Genomic DNA, 24,229 nt, shown 5'->3' on the forward strand with positions numbered 1-24,229 from the left:
GGGACACCTCCGTTATCCGCTGGGGAGACGCGGCGCGACGCTCGCCGAACCACTGCGCCACGAACAAAACGGTGTAGGCCAGCAACGGCAGCGAGGCGCCGATCACCGCGTCGCCGAGCCCGTGCCGGACCGCGGCGGCGGCCAGCAGGGCGGCCGGCGCGAGGTAGCCCGTGGCGGCGGCGTGCACCGTCGCGCTCCGCGCCAGTTGGTTTCCGCGTGGCGCGTCACCGGCCGTGGGGGCTCGACCAGCAGCCGCCGGCAGAGCATGACGGCCCACGGTACGGTCGCCACCAGCGCGACCCCCACCGGGAGAGGCAGGGTCCCGGTCGCCGTGACCACCACGAGAACGGCGTACCCGGTCGCCTGCAACGCGGTGAACACCCACGCGGCCCGGCGCGGACCGAGGGTGTTCGGCAGGGTCAGCTTGCCGACCGACCGGTCCGAGTCCCGGTCGCAGTAGTTCATCACGATCATCCGAGCCGTCATGACCAGGAACAGCGGAGTGGTGACGGCGAACAGCAGCGGCGGCAGCGTGCCGATCTGGAGCAGAGCGGCCAGGGCGGGGCAGAGCAGGATGAGGACCGCCCCGGTCGTCACCTCGCCGAGCGCCCGGTAGTTCAGCCGGACCGGCGGTGCCGTGTAGAACCAGGCCAGCGCCACGATCAGCACGCACAGGAGCCGGGCGGCCACTGTGGGCATGACCGCGATCTGAACGACGGACAGGAACAGCAGCACGAAGGCGGCTGCCAGGCTGGCCGACGCGGGCAGCAGGCCCTGGGCGAGCACCTGGCTGCCTCCGGTCCACGCGGTCGGCCCGGTGTGCGCGCTGTCCGCCTCCAGATCGAAGTACTCGTTGCAGTACTGGGTCATCAGGTGCGTGGTGGTGACGAACGCCTGGGCAGCCAGCCACGGACCGATCAGGAACGGATGGCCCAGGTAGACCGTCACGGCGACGCCGCAGGTCACCATCAGCACACTTTCCAGGAGGAACTTCGGTCGGCCCAGCCGGACCAGCAGCCCGATGTCGCCAACCAGGGAGCGACCGCTCCGGCCGGTCTGGTTCACCGGTTGGTCCAGTGCTGGTCCGGTCGGTAGAGCCGGGCGTCGGTCTGCTGCTCGAAGGGTGCCCCGGCCGGCAGGTTGATCAGCTCCAGGTGCATGCCCCAGGGGGTGGTGAAGTAGACCCACCGGTCCCCGGCGATCGGACCGTCCTCGATGGTCTCCGGCTTGCCGAGGATCCGTACCCCGGGCTGCTGTTCGAGGTACGCCACCGCCCGGTCCACGTCGTCGACGTGGATCGCCAGGTGATGTCCGCCCCAGTCGCTGTTGCGCGGCAGCGTCCGCCGTTGCTCGGGGGAGTCGTACTCGAACAGTTCCAGGTTGGTGACCGGCCCGAGGCGCAGCATCGCGATCCGGGCCACCGCCGCCGGGTGCACGCCGAGCTTGCGCGTCATCCAGTCACCGTCCGGGTCGGCCACCCGGTCGAGCTGGTACGCCAGCTCGGCGCCGATCACCTCGACGAAGAACTGGACCGCCTGCTGGAGGTCGGGCACGGTGTAGGCGACGTGGTGCACGGCGCGCGCGCCCGGAATGCCGATCGGGTGGCGTTCGTCAGATGCCATGTGCGTACTCCTGGTTGGGGATGGCGCTCATCAGGGTCAGTCCGCCGTCGATGGTGATCGTCGTGCCGGTCAGGTAGCCCGCCTCCGGCTGGAGCAGGTACGCCACCAGGGCCGCCACCTCGCGGGCGCGTCCAGGCCGGCCGGCCGGAATGGCCGGCCGGGTGATCTCGGCGGCGTCCACGTCGTCGGGTACGCCGTTCATCGGCGTCGCCGTCTCACCGGGGCTGACGGCGGTGACGCTGATGCCGTGCTCGGCCAACTCCAGCGCCATCACGCGGGTCAGCATCAGTAGCCCGCCCTTGGCGGCGCAGTACGCCGAGCCGCCACGGATCGGGACCGAGTCGTGCACCGAGCTGACGTTGACGATCCGTCCGCCCCGGCCCTGCGCCACCAGCACCCGCGCGGCGGCCTGCGCACAGGCGAACGGCCCGGTGAGGTCGACCGTCAGCAGCTCGTTCCACTCCTCGACGGTCTCCTCCAGGAAGGCGGACCGCCGGTTGACCGCGGCGTTGTTGACGAACCCGTCGAGCCCGCCCAGCTCGTCGGCGGCCTCGACCACGGCCGCCGCGGCCCGGGCGGGCTCGCGATGGTCGAGCGCGAAGGGGACCGCGCGCCGCCCGATCGCGCGGATCGTCGCGGCGACGTCCTCGGCGGCCGCTCGCCCGCGCTGGTACCCGATGCCGACGTCGAAACCCCGCTCCGCCAGACACAGCGCGGTCGCCTTGCCGATCCCGGAGCTGGCACCGGTCACGATCACGTTCCGGTTGTTCACGAGCGCACCTCGTATCCCGCCTCGTCGAGGCTCGCCGCCCCGAGATAGCCGTAGACCGTCGTCGTGGTGACCCCACTGTCGGTCCGGTAGCCGTGCCACTCGCCGGCCTCCACCAGCACGACGTCGCCCGGACCGAGTCGGACCGCGTCGGTCTCGGTGAGGTGCTCGCCGCCGCCGTCGAGCACCATGAAGAACTCTTCGGCGTTCGAGTGTCGATGCAGTTCGTGGTGGCCGTCCGGCGCGAACGTCGATGTCGCCACGACCAGCCGGGTGCTGCCCGGGTCGGCGCCGCTGACGAGCCAGCGCACCCGCATGTCGGTGAAGCCGCCACCGGCGGTGAGCACCGCCGACGACACGTGGTCGACGTCGTCCGATCGGGACCCCACCGTCGGCGACCGTCCGCCGCCCCGGGCCCGTACGAGCAGCAGGCGCGCCCCTTCCGGCCCCGCCACCAGGTCGCTCGGCTCGCCCACGGCTAGGAACAGCGATGCCCCCCGGTCGAGGCCGGACAGCGTCCCGGCGAGGACGACCACGGCGGATTCGGTGTCCGCGGCGCCGGCTGGCAGCGCCGCTCCGGGCGCCAGCCCGCACACCTCCACGTATCCGTGGCGACCGGTCAACCGTTCGGTGCTGGCACCGCCGCGCGTCAGCACGTTCACGCCGTCCCCTCCCGCCGCCGGGGGAGCTCGAGGACGACCTTGGGCCGACCGCCCCGATCGGCGGCGAGCATCTCGAAGGCGTCCACCGCCCGGTCGAGCGGCACCGCGGCCGCGAGCAGCCCCGGACCGTCGAGCGCCCCGTGCTCGAAGAGCCCGATCACGTCCGGGTAGTGGTCGATGCCGTGCTGGATGCCGAGCACGGACAGCCCGCGCAACGCCAGCTCCCCGGGAGTGACCGCCACCTGCTCGTACGCCACGCCGACCAGGGCGACCCGGCCACCGCGCTCGGTGAGGTCGAGGGCGTGTGGGAACGCCTCCGCAGCACCCGAGGCCTCGATCACCAGCGAGAAGTCCGCCTTCGGCACGTCGTCCACCAGGTGCGGCACGGCACCGTACCGGGCCGCCGCGGCCAGGCCTGATGGTTGCACGCCCAGCGCCGTCACCGATGCGGTCACCCGCAGGGCCAGCTGAACCGCGAGCAGCCCGATGGTGCCGGTGCCGAGGACGGCCACCCGGTCGGTCGCCCGCGCCCCGGCCCGATGGAGGGCTTCGACCACGGTGACAGCGGGTTCGACGAGTATCGCCCAGGGTTCGGCCAGGCGGGGCGGGAGCCGGTGCACGGCGTGCGCGGGCAGCCGGATGAAGTCGGCCGTGGCACCCTGCTGCCCGTACAGGCCGACCTCGGTCATCCGGCGGCACTGCTGGCGGCGGCCGCGCAGGCAACTGCCGCATCCGCCGCAGGGAATCATGGTCTGCCCGACGACGGGGTCGCCGGGCGCGAGGTCGCGCACGTCCGGAGCGACCGCGACGACCTCCCCCCACCACTCGTGGCCGAAGACGTGCGGATAGTGGGCACGCCCGGACCGCAGGTAGCCGGAGTCGCCGTGGAACAGTTCGAGGTCCGTCCCGCAGAGCCCGACGTGGCGGGGGCGGATGAGCACCGTCCCGGCCGCGGGGGACGGTATCGGGAGGCTGATCTCCGCGACGGTGTGCGGGCCGACCAGCGCGATCGCCCGCATCGTGCCGTCGGGCCAGGGCGCGAGGGTCGGCGAGGTGGCCGGTTGGCGGGTGCCGATCATGCCACTGGCCTCCGCTGCGGCAGGCGACGGGCGGCCTCGGCGGTCAGCACGGCGACCCGGAGCAGCTCCAGTGGACCGCTGAGGACGGTGAGCCCCGGCCGGGATCCGACCGGAACCACGACCACGTCGCCGGCGGTGAGTTGGCCCGGCTGTCCGGTCAGGCTCGCCCGTCCCCGGCACACCACCCAGGCGGTCTCGTGGCCGGCGGCCTCGGTCAGGTCGAGGTGGTCACCGGTGGCCAGCCGCAGGTGGTCGATCGCCTGGCACTCACTGTGCAGCATGCCGCGGCGGGCCAGGCAGCGTAGCTGGCGATCCGGTCCGGCTCCGTCGGTGCGGCGGGCGGGCGCCGGTCCGGTCTCGACGATCACGCCGGAGCTCCGTCCGGGACGACCAACTCCAGGGCGAACAGCTCCAGACCGTCCGGTCCGGCGGTGAGTGTCGCGGTGCTGCCCAACGGCAGGGTCACGGACACCTCCGGCCCGAGCGGGGCGGATGCCTGGCCGGAGGTGATAGTGCCGGAGCCGGCGACCACGAAGAGAGTGAACTCGCGGCCGACCGCGAGCACGGTGTCTTCCTGGTCCGGGGCCAGTCGTCGGCGCGCTATCCGGCGCAGCGGTCCGGTGAGTACACCGCGTGGGTCGATCTCGCCGGGTTCCTGTAGGTGGAAGACCTGGGCAGCGGGCATGTCCGTGTTCCTTTCCGCTGGTGCGGCCGGCCCGCCGGCGGTCGGCGCACGGCCGAACACGGCCGCCGTGTCCGGTCCCAGCAGCTCGACCACCAGCCAACTCAGCCGATCCGGACCGGTGTTGAGCAGTCCGTGCCGGGTGCCGATACCGGTGAGCACGACATCGCCGGCCCGGACGGGCGTGGCTCGGCCGTTGAGGAGGATCTGGCCGGACCCGGCGAGCAGGATGTAGACCTCTTCGGTGCGGGTGTGCAGATGCTCCCCGCTGAGCCCACCCGGTGGCAGCCGGGCCCACTCGACCGCCTCCCAGGCTCCGGTCAGCTCGGCGCCCCGGACGAAACACTTCCACCACGAGGTTCCCGCGGCGCCGTGGACGCCGTGGACCTCGGCGGGTGCCGACGTGTCGGCGATGATCATCAAGAGATCGCCTCCGCCCGGTTGTGGCGCAGTGCGGACCGAAGCTCGTCCTGCGTCACGTCGTTCAGGAACACGGCCTTGCCGATACCCGTTGGCACGGGCAGTCGTTGGCGGCCGTCGCGGTGGCGGACCGTGTCGGCCAGCGCCCGGCCCGCCACCTCTTCGTCGAGCAGGGCGTGGTCGGTGGGCAGCGCGAACCGGTGCAGCAGTTCGATGATGCGGCGAGCGGCCTTGTCGTCGAGCAGTCCGCGGTGTGCTGCCACGGTCGTGAAGACGGCCATGTCGATAGCCACCGACTCGCCGTGCAGCAGGTCGCCGCCGGCCAGCATCTCGATCGCCGGCCCGACGGAATGGCCGAAGTCGACGAGACGGTCCAGCTCGCGTTCCCACAGATTGGGTTCCAACTCGGCGAGCATTCCCCGCACCGAACGGTGCAGCACCTCCGAGGCGACCCGCTCACCGGCCGGTGAGCGGCCCTGGAACCTCTCCTCGACCAACCGGTCACCGTCCTCTTCGAGCAGCTCGAAGAGGCGCTCGTCACGGACGATCGCCAGTTTGATCATCTCGGCGGCGCCGTTGCGGAGATGCCGCTCGTCGAGTGAGGCGAGGAACCGACGGTCCAGCAGCACCGCGGTCGGTGACTGGAAGGTGCCGAGGCGGTTCTTGTGGCAGCCGTGGTTGACGCCGGTCTTGACGCCGATGGCCGCGTCCACGAGACCGATCAGGGTGGTCGGCACCCGCAGGTGCGGTATGCCCCGTCGGTACAGCGTGGTGGCGACGCCGACCAGGTCCAGCAGAACTCCGCCGCCGATGGAGATGACCGGTTCCCGGCGGCGGTCGATGCCGAAGCTGTCGAGTGCCGCGGCGACGGCGACCACCGAATCCATCACCTTGCGTTGTTCGCCGCCGGGCAGCACCAGATACCGACACTCGACACGATGGTGTTCGAAATAGGCGCGTATGCTATTTCCGTAGATCGCGTCAACTGCTTGGTCCAGGACAATGAATCTGCGTTGCGCATGGGTCCCGGGCTGTCGACCTCGGCCGACGAGTTCGTCGCTCGCCGGGTCGAGAATATTGTCAGTGCAGACGACCTCGTAGTCGGCCTGCAGCTGGGCACGGACGTGGTAGGTCTTCGTTGATCTCATGTCGTGCGAGCTCCGCTTATCGCGACGGCCATCGGCGGGTGGATGCGTCGGGCAGGCTGAAAGTGCGAGCGGGACTGCGATGGAACGGCGTGTCGATGGAATGACAGCCGGGGTGGGTCAGACGAGTTCCGGTGGCGGCTCGCCGGGGATTAGCCCCCGGGCCTGGCTCTGGAGCTCAGTGACGCCGGGGATCGCCAGCGTGAGGCGGCGGGACCGGATTTGGTGCAGGCCGAATCGCTGTTCGTGGCGGATGAAGCATCCTTAAAATCCCCCGGTTTCGTTGGGCTGGTTGACCCCAGCCATGTCGATCGATCGATCGATCCTCACGAAGGTTAATTGGTTGGCGAGGGGTCCGCAACAACCTGCCACGCATTCCAGGCCGCCCGGTCACCCGGGCGGCCTGAGTGGTCACGTGTCACACCAATTGACTCCGGCATCCATACTCCGGGCTGCCGTTATTCAACATTCTAATGTGGTGCGACAGCCTGGACATGAGACGCGAAAGTGATCATTTGTCCCTACTGTGATCTACGTCACTCCATTGTCGATTGCACTGATGCGGTCGGGTCAGTACGTGCGTTTGACCACGAAGTCGGACACGGTCAGCAACGCGTCCCTGGCGGGACCGTCCGGGACGCGAGCCAGAGCGTTCTCCGCGACCGCGGCGTGCCGGCGCAGATCCTCGTAGCTTCGCTCCAGCCCCGGCGACGCCCGCAGCCGCTCGAGTGCCTCGTGGCGCAGTGCGGGGTCGTCGACCGCGCCGTTGGCCAGGATGTCGGCGAGCCGCTCCGCGTGCTGATCCCCCGCGGCGAGCGCGTGCAGGATCGGCAGGGTTCGGACCCCCTTCTGCAGGTCGATCCCGCGGGTCTTGCCGGAGGCTGCCGAGTCGGCCACGATGTCGAGCAGGTCGTCCGAGATCTGGAAGGCGATGCCGAGCGCCTCGCCGTAGTCGGCGAGAGCCTCCGCCACCGCCTCGTCGGCGCCGCCGCAAACAGCCCCGGCCCAGCCGCAGAGCGCGAAGAGGGATGCGGACTTGTCCGACGCCACCTGCAGATACTGCTCCACGGCACTCTGGTCGGTGCGTAACACCGAACCCTCCATGGCCTGACCACGCACCAGTCTGGTGAGCGTCCACCCCTGCCGACGGACCAGTGTGGTGTCGACCTCGAGCGCGGTCATGCAGGCGACCGCCATGAGGTGGTCGCCGACCAGCACGGCCAGGCGGTTTCCCCAGCGCGCGTTGGCACTCGGCACACCGTGCCGAAGGGTCGCGTTGTCCATCACGTCGTCGTGGTGCAGCGTGGCCACGTGCATCAACTCGACGGCGATCCCGGCCCGGAGCACCCGGCCCGGATCGGGACGGCTGGTCTGCGCGGCGAGAATGACCAGCAGGGGTCGAAGTCGCTTGCCGCCGGCCCGGATCAGGTGACCGGCCGCCTCGCTCAACCACGGGTCACCGGGTGCGACGACCCGGCGGCGTAGCTCGGCCTCCATCTCCGCCATCGCCGAGCGGACCGTCGAGGCCAGGGTCGGGTCGAAGGAGTCGACGCAGGCACGGATATCCGCGCGCCTCGCCGGCGCGAGGCCGGTGGCGGCTCCGCCCGCAGGGGGCAGGACGGGCGTGTGCGTCATCCGGCGACCCGGAGTTCTTCCACGGCTGCCGTCCGATTCTGCCGGCCGGTTACTTCCTTGATTCCGTCCAGAAGCGCCAGGACGGCCCGCGCGGACGGCAGTACCATGGCGCCCTCCGGGGTCAGTTGAGCGCCGTCCGGGTGCCGAAAGAACAGTCGCGCGCCCAATTGTTGCTCCAGGCACTTAATTTGGTAGCTGATAGCGGGCTGTGAATAGCCGAGTGAGGTGGCGGCGTAGTCCATCCGCCCGGCCTCGACGATGGCGACGAATGCTCTTAACTCTCGCTCGTGCATCGGATCATCCCCCGGTTGTGTGGATGCGGGTCGTCAACCTGATCTTGCTGACCGCCTCGCTCCTCGAGCTTGTGGCACGGTGGTGATCCGATCGCTATCGCGCCGCTATCGCCGTCGGTCGGCCCCGTCGACGCGACCCTCGGGCCGGGTTCACGCTGGCCGGAAACCGGGCAGCCAGCTGGCCAGTGCGCTGTCGTAATCCGCCTGGGCGTTGAGCCGACAGAACAGCCGTACCGTCCCCACGACCATGCGCAGCAACGGCAGATGCCCCGGCGGCAGGCGCACCCCCTGGGCGACAGCCAGGCCGGCGCTGATGGTCAGCGTGCCGGCCTGCCGGCGCAGCCAGTGCCGGTCGAACCGGAAGTCGGGCGCGAGCACCGGCAGTACCGCCGCCTCGGCGAGGGCCAGCAGCCGACGCGACGCGCTGCCGCCCCGCGCGCCCACCGCGCCCAGCTCGCGGAGAGTCGCCTCCAGTCGCTCGGCATCACGGTCGACGATCGCACGCAGCAGGTGCCCGAATTCTCGGGGAAGCCCGTCGGGGTACGCGGCGACGGCGCCGAAGTCGAGCACCGCGAGCCTGCCGTCCGGAGTGATCCGGAAGTTCTCGCTGGCCGGGTCCGCGTGCAGCAGGCCGGCCCGGGCCGGAGCGCTGAGTTGGAAGGCCGTCACCAGGGCCGCCACGTCGTCGCAGCGCCGCTGGTCGCCGGCGGCAGCGATGGCGGTGACCGGCTCGCCGTCCACCCAGTCCGTCACCAGCAGTCGTCGGCCGGCGAGGCGGACCTCCGGGACGAGGATGTCCGGGTCCCCGCGGTATGCCGCGGCGAAGGCACGCTGGTGCTCGGCCTCACCGGGACAGTCCAGTTCGGTCACCGCGTGTCGGTGGAACTCCTCCCACAGCGGTGCCACCGGGTGACCGGGAAGCGCCAGGTGGAGTGCGCGGAAGCTGAGTCGTACCCGGGCGAGCTCGTCGCTCAGCACGGCGCGGGCGTCGGGTCGGTGCACCTTGACCGCCACCGCCCGGCCGTCCGGCCAGACCGCACGATGCACCTGCGCCACCGTCCCGACGGCCACCGGGCGCTCGTCGAGCCGCGCGATCTGCGGTGCCTCCTCCGCCACGAGCTGCCGCAGGGCGGCCGGCGGCATCGCGCGGCCGCGCGAGTCACCCCGAAGCAATAACCGGCGGAACGTCACGCATATGAGTGGAACTGTCCGCTGATCGATTGTCCAGGGTGTTTTCGAGCATTGGATCCGGGGTTCGGTGATCCGGTGCCGTTTCGGCCCACCGCAGATCATGATCGCACGGGTACCCGGCGCTCAACCCGAGTGGCTAAGATCGTGTAGTCGTCCATCCACAGCGTTAGACGGCGTTGACGGCGGGGGAATATGGATCTGCGATTCGGGGTCTTGGGGCCGCTCGAGATCCGCGACGGGGGCGAGCCGATTGTCGTCCGGGCTTCGAAGCAGCGTGCGCTCATCGCCCTGTTGGCTCTGCGGGCCGGGAGTGCGGTGTCGCTGGCCGAGTTGTACGCGGCTCTCTGGGATGAGGATCTTCCCGTGGATCCGAAGGCCGCCGTGCACAATTACGTCCGGCGATTGCGGCGGCTCCTCGGCGAGGAGGCTATCGCGACGACGGCCAGCGGCTACCGGTTGGCGGTCGACCGCGAGCACGTCGACCTGCACCAGTTCCGGGCGCTGGTCGTCGAGGCGGAGCGGCCCGAACACGCCGACGATCCGGCGACCAAGTCCGAGGTGCTGCGGAAGGCGCTACAGCTCTGGCGGGGCACGCCGCTGCCCGATGTCCCCTCCGAGTACCTACAGCGCTACGAGCTCAGTGGCCTGGCGGAGGAGCGGCTGGCCGCCCTGGAGCGCCGGATCGACGCCGACCTCCAGCGGGGTGCCCATGCCGAGGTGATCAGCAGGCTGCGGCGGCTCACCGGTGAACATCCGCTGCATGAGGGCTTCTGGTCGCAGCTGATCCTGGCGTTGTACCGGGACGGTCGCAACGCGACGCGCTGGCGGCATATCACGAGGCGCGCGGCGTTCTCGCCGCCGAGACAGGAATCGATCCCGGCGCGGAGTTGCAGCGGCTGTACCAGCGGGTCTTGAATCGGGACCCGACGCTCGCCGAGCCACTGGCGGCTCCACCGCCGATGCACGCCCGCGCCTCCGTGGCACCGTCCCAGCTGCCTCCCGACGTCATCGACTTCGTCGGGCGCCGCCACCTGGTGTCGACCGTGGTCGACATACTCGTAGCCGATCACGACGGCGCCGCGCCACCGATCGTGGTGCTCTCCGGAATGCCGGCGGTCGGCAAGTCAGCCCTGGCCGTGCACGTCGGCCACGCGGTGCGGGAACACTTCCCGGACGGGCAACTCTTCGCCGACCTCCGTGGTTTCGGGGTCGGCCCGGCCATGAACCCGGGCGAGCTGCTGCCGCGCCTGCTGCGGGGCCTCGGGGCGGCGCCCGACACCATCCCGCTCGACCTCGACGAGCAGATCATGCTGTACCGCTCGCTGCTCGCTGACAAACGCGTGCTCATCGTGCTCGACAACGCGCGTAACCCGGAGCAGATCCGGCCCCTCCTACCGGCCACCAGCCGGTGCGCGGTCCTCATCACCAGCCGGGCGCACATGCAGGGGCTGATCGCCATGCAGGGAGCCCGCCGGTTCAACCTCGACCCGCTGCGGGAACGCGCGGCAGAGGAGCTGTTGACCAGCATGATCGGGGCGGACCGGGCGGTCGCGGAGCCGGCTGCGGTGCGCCGGCTGGCCAATCTCTGCGGTTTCCTGCCGCTCGCCCTGCGGATCGCCGGTGCGATGGTGGCGGCCCGCCCGCACGCGTCCATCGCCACCTTCGTGGCCCAGCTCGACGGGGACGACCGGCTCTCTGCCTTCTCCCTCGAGGGTGACCGGCACAGCGCGGTACGCGCTACCTTCGAGCACTCCTACCAGGCGTTGCCGGCGGAGCAGCGACGCTGGTTCCGGCTGCTCGCCCTCCATCCGGGCCCCACCATCACGGTGCACGCCGCCGCCGCGCTGCTGGACGCGTCGCTGACCGAGGCGAGCGCCATGCTCGGCAGCCTGGCCGCCGCCAACCTGGTCGACAACGACGGCGGACGATACCGCCTGCACGACCTGCTCCGGGTCTATGCCGTCCAGCTCGTCCGGACCGAGGAGACCGAGACCGAACAGGCCGCGGTCATCCGTCGCGACCTCGACTTCTACGCGCACACCACAAGCGTCGCCTCGCACGTCATCGAACCGCACCGGCCGCTGCCCCGGATGCCCGCCAGCTCGACCTCGGTGCCGCCACCGGAGTTCGGCGACCGCGACGCGGCGATCGCCTGGATCGACGACGAACGGGACAACCTGCACGCCGCGGTGGCGTACGCGGCCTCCTTCGGGCCGCTGGAGTCCGCCTGGCACCTCGGCGACGCGCTGACCTCGCCACTGGCGTTGACGGAGCGTTACACCGAATGGATCGCCGTCACCCGGCTGGGTCTCAAGGCGGCCCTGCGTGCGGGGAACGAGCAGGGCGAGGCCATCATGCGGCTCAGCCTGGGGCACGCGTACATCACCGCCGGGCGGCAGCAGCTCGGCGTCGACCACCTGAGCCGCGCCGCCGAGCTCTACCACCGCCTCGGCGACCGGCAATACCAGGTGGTGTGCGTGAACGCGCTCGGCATGGCGGCACTGTGGATCGGCCAGCTCGACGTCGCGGTACGGAGCTTCGAGCAGATCCGGGAGCTGAACACCTCGCCGGTCTCCGCCTTCTACGAGGTCGCCTCGGCGCATGGCCTGGGCATCGCCTACCGGTACCAGGGCGAGCTGGCTCGCAGCGCCGAGCTGCTCACGGAGGCGGCCGAATCCAGCAACCGGCTCGGTCGGGACTACTCCGTCGTCGGCGTCCGGCTGGACCTCGGCTGCACGTACCGGGAGCAGGGTCGGCCGGCCCAGGCTCTGGAGCAGCTGCTGGGGACGCTCGCCCAGTTCCGGGGTCTCGGCTCGCGACTCGGCGAGGGTCGGACCGCGGTGGCTGTCTCCGGCACGCATTTCGACCTCGGCAACTTCGAGCTCGCTCGACGGTTCGCCGAGGAGGCGCTCCAGGTGGCGCGCACGATCAACCATCGCCGCACCGAAGCCGAGGCGCTCAACGCCCTCGCCGCGTGCCTGCTCGCCCTGCGGGATCCGCAGGGCGCGCGCCGCTGTTGCCTGCAGGCGCGGTCCCTGGCTGTCGAGATCGACTACCTGAACGGCGAGATCGAGGCGCTTGTCCAACTGTCTGCCGCCGAGTGTGAGCTGGGCGAGCTGCCGTCGGCCCGGGGGCACGCGACCGAGGCCGACGCACTCGTGCGACGGCGTAAGTTCTGGCTGCACCACGGCCCTGTGCTGCGCCGTCTCGCCGCGATCGAACTGGCCGAGGGCGCGGTCGCCGAGGCCGATCAAACGTGCCGCCAGGCGATCGCGGTGTACGAACGACACGGCCAGCGGGCGGGCCTGGCAGCCGCCCAGGCACTGCTGGACCGGATCGCAGCGGCGAGCCCGCGTCCGTCGATCCAGAAAGCCGCCGAAGGCTGACCGGCCGCGCGGTGAGCGACCCGCCGACGATGGCCCTCGTCGGCGACGGTGACCAACGCGAGCAGCACCGGCCGGGCAGCTCGTGGTGCTGCTGACGTTGGTGCGGCTGCCGGCGACCGCGGCTGCGCGGCGGTCGCCGGCGATCTCGGCGGCGGTCACCCGCAGCCGTGCACCCAGTTCCAGCCGATGAAGGTGTGCCGCAGATTCACGCTCTGCTGGCAGGTGGCCGTACCGTCACCGTTGAGCACGACCCTGGAGTCGTGCACGTTGTAGTACCAGTCGCCGGTGGTGTCGAAGATGCCCTGGTAGGAGAACTCCGCGTGGTGGTCGTAGCTGGCGGACGGGCATGCGGTGGCACATCCGCCGCTGCTCGTCGCCGTGCGCACCGACCAGCCGGCGTTCCACGGCTCGCGGTTGACGTGCGTCGAGAACGAGGTGGACGACGAGGTCACCGCTCCGCCGGCCGTGGTGCTGGTGCTGTCGGTGTAGAGCGCCGACATGACGATGCCGCAGCAGTCGTACATCTCGGAGTAGGTGTGGTAGGACGCCGCCGCGAGCCGCGCCTTGCCGGCCGGCGCGGGAAGGATCTCAGCCGGACCGGTGACGACCCGACAGTCGGCGCCGATGGAGATCGACTGGCGGACCACCGAGCCGGGTGGCGGAGCCGTGAGGCTGCCGGTCAGCTGGATCGCACCGCACGACTGTGTCGCCTCGGTGGGCGACGCGGACGCGCGCCGGGGATCAGGATGACCGCCGCCGCGGTCGTCAGCAGCGCGGTGAGGAGCCGTCGCATGTGTTCTCCGTCCTGTGTGCTGGCGGCACCAGCGGTGCCCGGCGATCGTCCGCCAGGAGTGCGCCGCCGACGTCGGCGCCGAGGCGCGCGCGGCCGCCAAACCGTTGGGGCAGGCCAACTTCCGGCTTGTGTGCCGTTGTCGACACGACCCGGGTGAGCCGCCGCTGACGACGATACCGGTTATCGGCATCGATGGCTGCCCGTGGGAGTCCCACCATCGGCGACGGGTGCGGAGTGGATTGCCGCCACAGGGGGTATCTCAGGTGACCGGTGGGGTCCGCCCGCCCGGCGGCCATTGCCGTTCGCCCTCGTCATCGCCCATCTCGCGGAGGCCCCGTCGGAGTCGTCCGCCGCCAACCCGCACCGGAGGAGAACCCCATGTCGGTCCAGGCACTTCTCTACCTCGTCGCGATCATCCTGATCGTGCTCGCGGCCCTGCCGCTGCGCACTCGTGGCGTCTCGCTCGCGCTGCTGGGTGCCGCCTGTGCCCTGCTCGCCTACGCCTGGCCGGTGATCACCGACTGACCTACCGGGTGCCGCCGCCGCACCCCGCCTGGCCGGTCGACCCGTGCCAAGGTGGCGCGGCCGACCCGGCTGCCGACACCGGGCCCACACCGCGGCTGACGTCGCCGCCCGGCCGGGAGCGAGACGCGTGTGCCACCGTCCGCTCCCGGCCGGGCTGCCGCTCAACACCAGGTCAGTGTCGAGTTGATCCGCGTGACGTTGCTGATCGTGTTGTTCGCGCCACCGCAGGGGCTCTGGGTGATGTTGGTGCCGCTGACGGTCAGGTTCTGCAACCGGATGCCCGAGGAGATCGGGAACTCGGTCCGCGCGGCGATCCGCACCTCGCCACCGCCGGTCACCGTCCCGGACACCCCGGCGATGACGACGTTGTAGCAGTTCTCCACCAGGATCGCGTTGTTCCCGGTGTTCGAGATCGTCACCCGGTCGATGACCGCGCCACCGGACTCGGACACGCAGAAGATCCCCCGACCACCCCCGGACGCGATCACGTTCCCGACCCGGATGTTCGTCGGGTACGAGCTGCCCACCCGGCCGTTGCGGTTGGCCATCCGGAACGCCGCGTACCCGGTCCCGGCCCCGGCGTTCTGCGCGTCGACGGTGCCCACGGTGGCGTTGATCGTGTCGTTGAGCAGCAGGCCGGAGTCCCGGGTGTTGCGCGCGGTGACCGTGCCGATGGTCAGACCGTCCACGCCATACGTCTCCACCCCGTGGGTGCCGGTCCCCGACACGTACACGGTGTCGATGCGGACGTTGCGTACCTTCACCGCCCGGTCCCCACCGTGGTTGTCGATGCGGATGCCCAGCCCCGCCGAGAGCCGCATGTCGATCTGCCCGAGGGTCAGGTTGTTCACGTTGCGCATGAAGATGCCGTACAACGGCGAGCCGGTCAGCGTCAGGTTCTGCACCTCGACGTCGGTGGTGCCCCGCGAGTACACCGGCGCCTGGTCGCCCGAGCCCGAGCCGGTCACGTGATCGTGCCGCACACCGCCACTGTGGTGTACGACGGCAGCGACAACCGGGAACCCGCGCTCACCGACCCGGAGCCGCGCACGACCACCCGCTGCTTCGACGTCCGACCCGCCGACAGCGAGTTCACCGCCGCCTGCATGGCGGACAACATGTCCGAGCCCGAGTAGACAGTGGACGAGCCGTTGCGCGCCGTCCAGGTGCTTCCGTTCAGCACGGCCTCGGCGTTGGTGGACCCGCTGCCGCAGCCGCTGCTCGGTGGTGGCGTGCTGCCGCCACCGACGGCGACCAGCTGCCACTGCTGGTTCGTGCCGTTGAGGTCGGCGTACTGACTGACGCGTCCGCCGTCGGCGGTGGACCGCTCCCAGACCTCGAGTGCCTTGGCGGAGTGCCGGTTGATCAGCCGGATGTAGCCGCCGTCGGAGTCGAGGACCTGGAACTGCTGGTTGGTGGCGTTGAGATCGGACCACTGCCGGAACTCGGCGCCGTCGGCGGTGTTCCACTCCCAGAGGTCGACGACCTTGCCGCTGTGTCGCGCCCTGAGCCGGTAGTAGCCGCTGCCGGAGGAGACGAACTGGAACTGCTGCCACTGGCCGTCGTTGCGGGACCACTGCTGGATCACCGCGCCGTCGGCGGTGGAGGTGTCCCGGACGTCGAGGACCTTGCCGCTGTTGCGGTTGACCAGCACGTAGTAGGCGCTGGTGTCGATGGTGGCCGCCGTCGCCGCGGGCGCGCCGACCACGACGGCGCCGACCGCGCCGACCAGCGTGGTGATCATGGCCAGGAGCATCGCGGTACGCCGACCCCGGCGGGATGGTCCGCCGCTGACCGGTCTGCTGGTGGTGGAGGGCATGTGTCCTCTATTCCAGGTGGAAGGTGGCGGAGGGGTGCTCGGTGCTCGACGTCAGCGCGTCCAGGTAGAGCAGCCCGTCGCGGTGGCGCACGTAGCGGCCCGGGAAGTTCTGTGCCTCCAGGGAGAGCCCGGCGCTGGCGGCCAGGCCGGAGCGGCGGTGGAAGCTCGCGTCGGCGCCGAAGAGGGACGAGCCGTCGTTGCGCTCGACGTACAGGGCGTAGCCACGGTGCCGTAGGTAGTAGCCCGGGAAGTTGGTCGACTCCAGCGACACCGTCGCGCCGCCGGCGAGGCCGGTGACGATGCGGAACTGCGAGTCGGCCAGGTTGGCCACGTTCGGCTCCAGCCGGGCCCGGTAGTCGTAGTGCCGGATGTAGCTGTTGGTCTGGTCGTGTGACCGCAGCCGGACCGGGGTGGCCCCGTCGGGCACCGGGATGCCGAAGTTCGGGGTGCCGTCGGCGTTCCAGTACAGCTTCTGCAGCCGGGTCCGCCGGTTCGGGTCGTTGAGTGGGTCGCCGCTGATGTCGCGGTAGTTGCGGTCGTGATAGACGAGAATGTCGCTCTGTCCGTCCTCGGAGACGGTGAACGAGTTGTGACCGGGGCCGTACTGGCCGGTGGCCGCGTTGCTGGTGAACACCGGGCTGGCGGACTTGCTCCACGAGGCGGCGTCGAGCAGGTTCGCGGTGGCGGAGGCGGTCAGCATGCCGAGGCAGTAGTTGGCGTCCGTGGCGCTGGCCGAGTAGGTCAGGAAGACGCGGCCGTTGCGTTGTACCACCGTCGGTCCCTCGGCCACCCGGTAACCGCGGGTCTCCCAGTCGTACGTCGGCACGACGAGTCGGGTCACCGTGCCGGTGATCTGCCAGGGGTTGGCGCCCATCCGGGCGAGGTAGACGTTGGAGTTGGTGGAGATGCCCGGCTCCTGCTGCGCCCAGGTCAGGTAGCGCACGCCGTTGACGACGAAGGTCGAGGCGTCCAGGCTGAAGGTGTCCCAGGGGGTCGTGATCCGGCCGCGTTCGGTCCAGGAACCGGTGAGCGGGTTGGCGTTGGCGTTCTCCAGCACGTACATCCGGATCCGCCACACGTCATCGGTCCGGCCCGCGGCGAAGTAGACGTACCACCTGTTGTTTATGAAGTGGATCTCCGGTGCCCAGATGTGGGCGCCCATCTCCCCGCTGGTGTGCCGGGTCCAGATGGTCGTCTCCGCCGCCGTCGCCAGCCCCTGCAGGGTGGTCGCCCGGCGCAGCACGATCCGGTCGTACTGCGGGACGGTCGCGGTCAGGTAGTAGTAGCCGTCGGTGTGCCGGAAGATGTGCGGGTCGGCCCGCTGGTTCACCAGCGGGTTGGTGTAACTGACCGCCGGTGCGGCCTGGGCCGGCCCGGCCACCGGCAGTCCGGCGGGGACGGCGAGGACCACCAGCACCGCCGCCACCAGGGAGCGCAGGCGCCGGGGGCGATGGTTGCCGTCGGAGCCGGGTTCGGCGGTCCGCCGGGCGGGGGGATCGGTGTGGTCCGGTGGCAGCGGCATCTGTCCTCCGTGCGGTTGGTGGGCGACCAGCGGTCGGCGCAGGGGTGGTGCCAGCCGACCGCGTGCAGCGACCCGGTTCGCGGCCACGCCGCGCCAGGGAGAGGCGCGAGCCGGCTGGGTGACGGTGGTGTTGCGGCCCGGTAGCGGTCTTAGTGTTGGCGTTAACATTGATGACTGTCAAGGCGTGTTGGCGGCCGACCTGCGCTGCCCTGTGCGGTGCTGTCGGGTAGCCGGTCCGCTCTGGAGCGAGGCGACAATCGACGGCCGGCAGGCTGGCGACGCGGCGGATCGTGCCGGCTGGGGTAGATATGTCCCATACTCATCGCATGCCTCCCGAAAGCGGCAATCCTCCGCTCGTGCGTCAGCCGGGCCGACTGGTGTCCTTCAGCGACGCCGTCTTCGCCATCGCCGTGACGCTGCTCGTGCTGGAGATCCAACCGCCGCGGGATTTCGGGCACCTGCTACCGGGCCTCGGCGGGTTGTGGCCGTCGTACCTGGCCTACGCGCTGAGCTTCCTGCTCATCGGGCAGGTGTGGGTCAACCACCACGTCATGTTCGACCGGGTCCGGCACGTCGACCGTGCGGTCCTGTTCCTCAACACGCTGCTCCTGATGGTCATCGCGTTCCTACCGTTCTCCACGTCGCTCCTCGCCGACGCGCTCCGCGCGGGGCAGGGCCTGCGTACGGCGGTCGTCGGCTACGGCTGCACACTGTGGACGGCAGCGGCCCTGTTCAACCTCATCTGGGCCTACCTCGGCCGGGCCGAGCTGCTGGAGCCCGGCCTCGGCCCCTTCGGTGTCCGGGCCATCCGCCGTCGGTTCGCGCTCGCGCTGCTCTGGATCGGCTCCGGCACCCTCGTCGGCGCGTTCGTGCCGATCGCTGGTGTCGCCATCATCGCCGGCTTCCTGCCCGCCTACTACCTCCCCATCCGGGGCGAGTACGGCGAGCAGGACGCTGCCACCGACCGCCCCGGCTAGCGGCAGTCCTGTCGATCCCCGGTCCAGCCGCAGGCGCTCGCCTGGTCTGACAGCGCTTGCTGAGACCTCCGCACGAGCGTAAGAAGAACACCACCACCGTCGACCCCGGCGCTGATCCGCCGGTCAGGTTCGAAGGAGATGCGTGTGACCACCCCCAGAAGGCTCCGGCTCGTGGTGTCCCTGCTGGTGACGGCGAGCACCGTCCTGATCGGCCCGTCCGCCACCGCCGCACCGGCCGCCACCCCCGAACCCGCCGGGCAGCGCACCTGCGATCCGATCGACCCGACGGCCTGCCTGCTGCCGTTCCCGAACGACTACTTCACCGTCGCGGACCGGACCAGCCCCACCGGCAAACGGGTGCGGTTCGCGGCGACCGCCATGCCCAGCAACGTGCAGGGGGTGCCGATCGAGCCGACGGAATGGAACCGCCAGGACGGGTTCAGCCCCGGCTCGCCGATCCTGGTGCGGGTGCCCGGCCTCGACCCCGTGGCGACCGGCATCGCGCCGGTCACCGACATCGGCCGCTCCCTGGCGCCGGACGCGCCGATCGTGCTGCTCGACGCCCGGACCGGTAGGCGCACGCCGTACTGGGCGGAGCTGGACGCGCACGCCGCCGGCCAACCCGACCGGCAGCTGCTGATCATCCGGCCGGCCGTGGCGTTGGCCGAGGGCACCCGCTACGTGGTCGCTCTGCGTGGGCTACGCGACGGCAGCGGGGCGTTGATCCCGGCGCCAGAGGCGTTCCGGGCGTACGTCGATGACGCCGGCCCGGCTCACCGGGACAGTCGTGCGCCGCAGCTGAGGCGCATCGTCGCCGACCTGGCCCGGGCCGGTGTCGGGCGGCACGGTCTCTACCTTGCCTGGGATTTCACGGTGGCCAGCCGGCACGGTCTGACCGGGCGGATGCTCGCGGTCCGGGACGGCGCCTTCGCCGACCTCGGCCGGGCCGCGCCGTCGTTCACCGTCACCCAGGTGACCGACTACGCGCCGGAGCAGGAGCCGCTGATCGCTCGGCAGGTGACCGGCACCATCGGCGTGCCGTCCTACCTGACCGGCGACGGCGGTCCCGGCTCCCGGCTGCACTACGGGCCGGCCGGCGGCGCGGGAACGCCGCCGACGCCGAACGCTCTACCCACCCCGTCCGGCACCACGGTGGCGGCCGACTTCGTCTGCAACATCCCGCGTAGCGCCTCGGCGGCGAAGCCGGCGCACCTCTCCCTCTACGGCCACGGGCTGCTCGGCAAGCCGACCGAGATCAACGCCGGCAACGTCAGAACCATGTCGAACACTCACAACTTCACCTTCTGCGCGACCAGCTGGATCGGCATGGCCGCCGCCGACGTGCCCTACGTGGCCGGAGCCTTCACCGATCTCAGCGCCTTTCCCGCGGTGGCGGACCGGTTGCAGCAGAGCTTCCTGAACTTCCTCTTCCTGGGCCGCGCGATGATCCATCCGGGTGGGTTCGCCGCCCATCCGGCGTTCCGGGACGGCACCGCCCGGCCGCTGATCAACCGGGCTGGTGGGCTGCACTACGACGGCAACAGTCAGGGCGGCATCAACGGTGGCGCGCTCACCGCCATCGCCCAGGACTGGACCCGGTCGGCGCTCGGCGTGCCGGCGATGAACTATTCCACGCTGCTGCAACGCAGTGTGGACTTCGCTCCGTTCCAGGCCGTGCTGGACGGCAACTACCCGGACCGGGTCGACCAGCAACTGATCCTCGCGCTGCTGCAGATGCTGTGGGACCGGTCCGAGGCCAACGGGTACGCCCAGCACGTGACCGACCGGCCGCTGCCCGGTACCCCGGCGCACCAGGTGCTGATGCACGTGGCCTTCGGCGACCACCAGGTGTCACCCGCGGCGGCGGAGGTGCAGGCCCGCACCATCGGCGCGCGCCTGCACACCCCCGCGCTCGCCGACGGCTGGTCACTGGACGAGCGGCCGTACTGGGGCATCGCGCCGATCCGCGGCTACCCGTACCGGGGGTCGGCGATCGTGATCTGGAACAGCGGCGCGGCCCACGCGCCGCCGCCGACCAACCTGGCGCCGGCCGGGCCGGAGTTCGGCGACGATCCGCACGAGTTCCCCCGCGCGCAGCCCGGTGCCCAGGAACAGAAGGCGGTCTTCCTGCTCACCGGCACTGTCATCGACGTCTGCGCGGGCACCCCCTGCCCGTGACGCGGTGACCGATCACGTCGGACCGGCCCGCCGGGAGCCGAACACCGCTCCTACGGTCTTGGTGTCTTCCCGAGGAGAAGGACCGACATGGTCTTCGCCGCCTCCGGCGCGGGCCCGTCGTTCAGCGAGGACCACCTGCCGGTGGTCTCCAGCACTCTCACCGACGGCACCCAGGTCTGCTACCTGGGTATGCGCGCCACCGCCCGGGACGCTCCGCGACGACCATGGCAACTAGCCGGGTCGACGGGCCAGGACGAGGGGACGGAGCTTGGCCGTGAGTTCCTCGGCGAGCACCAGTTGGTAGTACGTCCCACGGGCCACGCCGTAGACGACCGCCCGACAGGAGTTCACCCGGCCCGGCAGCGTGAACCGGCTGACCTGCTTCCCGGTCCTGGCCTCGAACACCCGGTAGATGAAGCGCGCCGAGCGCAGTTCGGCGGTCGTCCTGGTGCCGTCGCTGCCGCGGTAGGTGCACGTCTCCACCTTCCTGCTCGGGTAGTCGTCGTCGAAGTACTCGCAGATGACGAGCTGGGTGTTCTGCTCCGGGTACATGCCCGGCTGCCACTGGGCCTGCCACTCGGTGGGCAGCTCGGACTCCAACTCCACAGGCGCGTACGAGTGCATGACGAACAGCGCCGCCAGGTGCACGCCAGCCCCGGCGTAGGCCGGACCGTCCGGGTTGTAGGGGCGTACCGCCTTCGGGTTGAAGGTCGAACCGCCGCATGCCTCCTGGTCTGTTCTGATGGTCGGGCGCGGTGGCGGCCAGGTCGGGCTGGCCGCTGTCGAGGCGGACGGTGTAGGTGTCGTCGAGGCCGGGGGCGAGTCCGGCTCGCCGCCGCACGCGCTGAGCCCACCCAGGGCGACGATCAGGGTGAGCAGTTGTGTCAACCGCCGCGAACCGCTCACGCCGCCCCCATCGTCCTGCTGTCGGTCTGCCGGGGCATCGACCGGTGCTCGGGCCGAGCCTGCTGGGTCCGGACGATGGTACCGGCCGTACCGGTCGGGCACCGGCTACCCCGGCGGCTCGATCGCCTCGACGAGGACCTCGAGCAGGTGTCGGTACGGCTGGCCGGTGGCCCGGCTCATGCCCATCTCGCAGGTGCGGTTGCAGGAGGCGTAGGCGTCGTGGTCACGCCGGTTGACCTCGGCGGCCTGGGCCGCTGTGGCACCGGCGGTGACCTCGGGGTGCAGCAGTCCCCGGTCGCCGGCGAAGGCGCAGCAGCCCCAGCTGTCCGGCACGGTGACGGTGTCGGCGACCGCTCGGGCCACGGCGTGCAGGTCGTCGACGCCGCCCAGGTGCACTGTGGAGCAGGTGGGGTGCAGGGCCAGCGAGCCCAGCCGCCGGGGCTGCGGCAGCGCCGGCAGGAGGTGCTCGGCGGTGAAGGTGACACTGTCGACGAAGCGCAGCGCGCGGTACCGGGCCTGGTCCTCCTCGGCCAGCGCGCCGCTGAGCTGGGCCAGTCCGTGGGTACAGGACGACGCGTCGCACACGATGGGCAGCCGGCCCTGGTCGCTGGCGACCCAGAGCGCGGCCAGGGTCCGCTCGGCCATCTCGCGGTGGCCGGCGGGGTAGCCCTTGGACTGCCAGGGCGTCCCGCAGCACAGGCCAGCCGTGCCGCTCGGCACGACGACGGACACCCCGGCCAGGTCGCACAGGCGCAGGAACGCCGCCGCCGAGCCGCCGGACCGGCCGGCCTCCGGTGCGAACACGCTGCCGATGCAGGCGGCGAAGAACACCGCCCGCGCGTCCGGCGCGTCGCGGGGTGCCGGGCGGGGAGCACCACCACGCGGCATGTCGTCGCTCCATCGCGGGACGAGGTCGGTGGCGCCGAGTCCACGGAGCATCCCGGTGGCGGCGCGGGGCAGCGGCGTGGGCACGGCGTGCGCGAGGTTCAGTCCCACCCGGACGCCGGTCACGGCGGCCTTCCAGTGCCGGGCGGCACCAACGGCGGTGCGCTGGGCCCGGGGGCCGTGCCGCTCGGTGCGTAGCCGCTTCATCGCCGCCCCGGTGTCGATGCCGACCGGGCAGGCGGTGACACAGAGGCTGTCCGCCGCGCAGCTGTCCACCGCGGCGTACCCGTAGTCGGTGCTCAGCTCCCGGTGGCGCTCCTCGTCGCCGGCGGCGGCGGCGAGGGCGATCTGCCGCCGCAGGACGATGCGCTGCCGGGGGGTGGTGGTGACGTCGGCGGTGGGGCAGACCGGTTCGCAGTAGCCACACTCGACGCAGGCGTCGAGTTCGGGGTCGACGGTCGGGACCGCCTTGAGCTGCCGCAGGTGCACGGCCGGGTCGTCGTTGAGCAACACACCGGGGTTGAGCAGCCCGCTCGGGTCGCACAACCGTTTGAGTTCGCGCATCACGTCGTACAACTCGTCGCCGTACTGCCGGCGGACGAAGGGGGCCATGGCCCGGCCGGTGCCGTGCTCCGCCTTGAGGGTCCCGCCCTCGGCGAGCACGAGGTCGACCATGTCGTCGGTGAACCGCGCGTAGCGGTCGATCTCGGCCGGTGTGTCGAAGGACTGGGTGAGCATGAAGTGCAGGTTGCCGTCGCGGGCGTGTCCGAAGATCACCGCGTCGGGGTAACCGTGCCTGTCGAACAGGTCGATCAGGCCGTCGCAGGTGCCGGTCAGCCGCGGCATGGGCACCGCGATGTCCTCCAGCAGGGCGGTGGTGCCGGGGGTGCGGGCACCGGCGACGGCGGTGTAGAGGCCCTTGCGCAGGTGCCAGAGTCGGGCCCGTTCGCGGGGGTCGCGGGTCAGCTCGGTGCCGGTGACGGCGGGCAGCCGGTCGAGCACTGTCCGGGCGCCGGCCAGCGTGTCGGCCAGCCGCTCCGCGCTCTCCTCGGCGAACTCCACGAGCAGCGCGGCGTGCCCGGCGACCGGCAGGCCGCGCAGGGCCGGGCTGGCGTCCGGGTCGCGCTGGCTGACCCGCAGCGCGGCCGCGTCCAGCAACTCGGCGGTACGGGCGCCGGCGGCGAGCAGGGCGGGCAGCGCGTCGGTGGCGTCGGTGAGGCGGGGCAGGATCAGCAGGCCGGTGGCGGCGTGGTCGTGGATCTCGACGGTCCGGAACACCGCCTCGGCGACGAAGCCGAGGGTGCCCTCGCTGCCGATCATCAGGTGGGCCAGCATGTCGACCGGGCTGTCGTGGTCGAGCAGCGAGTTGAGTCCGTACCCCATGGTGTTCTTCATCGCGAACAGCCGCTCGATGGTGGCGCGCGACTCCGGTGTCGAGCGCACCCGGTCGCGCAACCGCAGCAGCCCGGCGTGTAGTTCGGGCTCGTCGGCCCGCAGCCGGTCGTCGGCGTCACGCGCGCCGGAGTCGACGACGGTGCCGGACGGGAGCACGAAGCGCAGCGACTCCATGGTGCGGTACGCGTTGTCGGTGGTGCCGCAGGTCATTCCGCTGGAGTTGTTGGCCACCATGCCGCCCACCGTGCAGGCCGCCTCGCTGGCCGGGTCCGGGCCGAGCCGGCGGCGGTAGCGGGCCAGCCGGGCGTTGGCCTGGCGGATGGTCAGGCCGGGCTGGAGCCGGAT

General features: G+C 71.2%; 19 protein-coding genes and 2 pseudogenes. 5 read left to right on the forward strand and 16 right to left on the reverse strand.

Features of this window, described 5'->3' with window-relative positions:
- Window positions 1-102: 102 nt before the first annotated feature.
- The 11 genes from JM949_RS12125 to JM949_RS12175 all read right to left on the reverse strand — a co-directional run bounded on the left by JM949_RS12125 (window position 103) and on the right by JM949_RS12175 (window position 9,450).
- Window positions 103-1,065, reverse strand: a complete 963-nt coding sequence (locus JM949_RS12125; protein WP_203148525.1) for a prenyltransferase — start codon at window positions 1,063-1,065, stop codon at window positions 103-105.
- Complete coding sequence (locus JM949_RS12130) at window positions 1,062-1,622, reverse strand: VOC family protein (RefSeq protein WP_238433025.1); 561 nt, start codon at window positions 1,620-1,622, stop codon at window positions 1,062-1,064. Before JM949_RS12130 ends, JM949_RS12125 begins: the two co-directional genes overlap by 4 nt.
- Window positions 1,612-2,394 (reverse strand): SDR family oxidoreductase, encoded by a 783-nt coding sequence (locus JM949_RS12135; RefSeq protein WP_309232125.1) that lies wholly within the window; start codon window positions 2,392-2,394, stop codon window positions 1,612-1,614. The genes JM949_RS12130 and JM949_RS12135 overlap by 11 nt, the downstream gene beginning before the upstream one ends.
- Window positions 2,391-3,053, reverse strand: a complete 663-nt coding sequence (locus JM949_RS12140) for a cupin domain-containing protein (protein ID WP_203148527.1) — start codon at window positions 3,051-3,053, stop codon at window positions 2,391-2,393. Before JM949_RS12140 ends, JM949_RS12135 begins: the two co-directional genes overlap by 4 nt.
- Entirely contained in the window at window positions 3,050-4,132 is a 1,083-nt protein-coding gene (locus JM949_RS12145; RefSeq protein ID WP_203148528.1) for a zinc-dependent alcohol dehydrogenase, read from the reverse strand. Before JM949_RS12145 ends, JM949_RS12140 begins: the two co-directional genes overlap by 4 nt.
- Complete coding sequence (locus JM949_RS12150; RefSeq protein ID WP_203148529.1) at window positions 4,129-4,500, reverse strand: hypothetical protein; 372 nt, start codon at window positions 4,498-4,500, stop codon at window positions 4,129-4,131. Before JM949_RS12150 ends, JM949_RS12145 begins: the two co-directional genes overlap by 4 nt.
- On the reverse strand, window positions 4,497-5,234 hold the full coding sequence (locus JM949_RS12155) for a cupin domain-containing protein (protein WP_203148530.1): 738 nt from the start codon (window positions 5,232-5,234) through the stop codon (window positions 4,497-4,499). The genes JM949_RS12150 and JM949_RS12155 overlap by 4 nt, the downstream gene beginning before the upstream one ends.
- A complete protein-coding gene (locus JM949_RS12160; protein ID WP_203148531.1) occupies window positions 5,234-6,382 on the reverse strand; it encodes a sedoheptulose 7-phosphate cyclase in 1,149 nt (382 codons plus the stop codon). The genes JM949_RS12155 and JM949_RS12160 overlap by 1 nt, the downstream gene beginning before the upstream one ends.
- 567 nt (window positions 6,383-6,949) lie before the next feature.
- Entirely contained in the window at window positions 6,950-8,014 is a 1,065-nt protein-coding gene (locus JM949_RS12165) for a polyprenyl synthetase family protein (RefSeq protein ID WP_203148532.1), read from the reverse strand.
- Window positions 8,011-8,307 (reverse strand): LysR family transcriptional regulator, encoded by a 297-nt coding sequence (locus JM949_RS36895; RefSeq protein ID WP_203148533.1) that lies wholly within the window; start codon window positions 8,305-8,307, stop codon window positions 8,011-8,013. Before JM949_RS36895 ends, JM949_RS12165 begins: the two co-directional genes overlap by 4 nt.
- A gap of 150 nt (window positions 8,308-8,457) precedes the next feature.
- On the reverse strand, window positions 8,458-9,450 hold the full coding sequence (locus JM949_RS12175; protein WP_203148535.1) for an AarF/UbiB family protein: 993 nt from the start codon (window positions 9,448-9,450) through the stop codon (window positions 8,458-8,460).
- Between the two features lie 240 nt (window positions 9,451-9,690).
- On the opposite strand from JM949_RS12175, the pseudogene JM949_RS12180 reads away from it, so the two are divergent.
- Window positions 9,691-10,352: pseudogene (locus JM949_RS12180) on the forward strand (AfsR/SARP family transcriptional regulator); the annotation flags it as partial.
- A gap of 57 nt (window positions 10,353-10,409) precedes the next feature.
- Window positions 10,410-12,884 (forward strand): ATP-binding protein, encoded by a 2,475-nt coding sequence (locus JM949_RS12185; RefSeq protein WP_203148537.1) that lies wholly within the window; start codon window positions 10,410-10,412, stop codon window positions 12,882-12,884.
- A gap of 155 nt (window positions 12,885-13,039) precedes the next feature.
- Here JM949_RS12185 and JM949_RS12190 read toward each other — a convergent pair whose 3' ends face one another.
- Window positions 13,040-13,531, reverse strand: coding sequence for a hypothetical protein (locus tag JM949_RS12190; protein WP_203148538.1), 492 nt, complete (start codon window positions 13,529-13,531; stop codon window positions 13,040-13,042).
- A gap of 524 nt (window positions 13,532-14,055) precedes the next feature.
- Here JM949_RS12190 and JM949_RS12195 point away from each other — a divergent pair.
- On the forward strand, window positions 14,056-14,202 hold the full coding sequence (locus JM949_RS12195) for a hypothetical protein (RefSeq protein WP_203148539.1): 147 nt from the start codon (window positions 14,056-14,058) through the stop codon (window positions 14,200-14,202).
- Between the two features lie 161 nt (window positions 14,203-14,363).
- On the opposite strand, the pseudogene JM949_RS40160 reads toward JM949_RS12195, so the two are convergent.
- Window positions 14,364-16,021 (reverse strand): annotated as a pseudogene (locus JM949_RS40160) (RICIN domain-containing protein).
- Window positions 16,022-16,028: 7 nt separating this feature from the next.
- A complete protein-coding gene (locus JM949_RS12205; protein WP_203148540.1) occupies window positions 16,029-17,543 on the reverse strand; it encodes a family 43 glycosylhydrolase in 1,515 nt (504 codons plus the stop codon).
- Between the two features lie 326 nt (window positions 17,544-17,869).
- On the opposite strand from JM949_RS12205, the gene JM949_RS12210 reads away from it, so the two are divergent.
- Window positions 17,870-18,520 carry a TMEM175 family protein gene (locus tag JM949_RS12210; RefSeq protein WP_203148541.1) on the forward strand — a complete coding sequence of 217 codons (651 nt, stop codon included), beginning with the start codon at window positions 17,870-17,872 and terminating at the stop codon, window positions 18,518-18,520.
- Window positions 18,521-18,658: 138 nt separating this feature from the next.
- Window positions 18,659-20,698 carry a hypothetical protein gene (locus tag JM949_RS12215; protein WP_238433026.1) on the forward strand — a complete coding sequence of 680 codons (2,040 nt, stop codon included), beginning with the start codon at window positions 18,659-18,661 and terminating at the stop codon, window positions 20,696-20,698.
- 231 nt (window positions 20,699-20,929) lie between these two features.
- On the opposite strand, the gene JM949_RS12220 is transcribed toward JM949_RS12215, so the two are convergent.
- Window positions 20,930-21,604 (reverse strand): hypothetical protein, encoded by a 675-nt coding sequence (locus tag JM949_RS12220; protein WP_203148543.1) that lies wholly within the window; start codon window positions 21,602-21,604, stop codon window positions 20,930-20,932.
- 105 nt (window positions 21,605-21,709) lie between these two features.
- On the reverse strand, window positions 21,710-24,229 hold a 2,520-nt coding region (locus JM949_RS12225), incomplete at its 5' end, for an FAD-binding and (Fe-S)-binding domain-containing protein (protein WP_203148544.1).

It is taken from the genome of Micromonospora tarensis (genome assembly GCF_016803395.1).
GTDB lineage: Bacteria > Actinomycetota > Actinomycetes > Mycobacteriales > Micromonosporaceae > Micromonospora > Micromonospora tarensis.

Bases quoted from the DNA above. Each gene is read 5' to 3' on its own strand.
- JM949_RS12130 (WP_238433025.1), bottom strand. From the start codon at position 1,622: ATGGCATCTGACGAACGCCACCCGATCGGCATTCCGGGCGCGCGCGCC.
- JM949_RS12145 (WP_203148528.1), bottom strand. From the start codon at position 4,132: ATGATCGGCACCCGCCAACCGGCCACCTCGCCGACCCTCGCGCCCTGG.
- JM949_RS12155 (WP_203148530.1), bottom strand. From the start codon at position 5,234: ATGATCATCGCCGACACGTCGGCACCCGCCGAGGTCCACGGCGTCCAC.
- JM949_RS12160 (WP_203148531.1), bottom strand. From the start codon at position 6,382: ATGAGATCAACGAAGACCTACCACGTCCGTGCCCAGCTGCAGGCCGAC.
- JM949_RS12165 (WP_203148532.1), bottom strand. From the start codon at position 8,014: ATGACGCACACGCCCGTCCTGCCCCCTGCGGGCGGAGCCGCCACCGGC.
- JM949_RS36895 (WP_203148533.1), bottom strand. From the start codon at position 8,307: ATGCACGAGCGAGAGTTAAGAGCATTCGTCGCCATCGTCGAGGCCGGG.
- JM949_RS12175 (WP_203148535.1), bottom strand. From the start codon at position 9,450: ATGCCGCCGGCCGCCCTGCGGCAGCTCGTGGCGGAGGAGGCACCGCAG.
- JM949_RS12195 (WP_203148539.1), top strand. From the start codon at position 14,056: ATGTCGGTCCAGGCACTTCTCTACCTCGTCGCGATCATCCTGATCGTG.
- JM949_RS12205 (WP_203148540.1), bottom strand. From the start codon at position 17,543: ATGCCGCTGCCACCGGACCACACCGATCCCCCCGCCCGGCGGACCGCC.
- JM949_RS12210 (WP_203148541.1), top strand. From the start codon at position 17,870: ATGCCTCCCGAAAGCGGCAATCCTCCGCTCGTGCGTCAGCCGGGCCGA.
- JM949_RS12215 (WP_238433026.1), top strand. From the start codon at position 18,659: ATGCGTGTGACCACCCCCAGAAGGCTCCGGCTCGTGGTGTCCCTGCTG.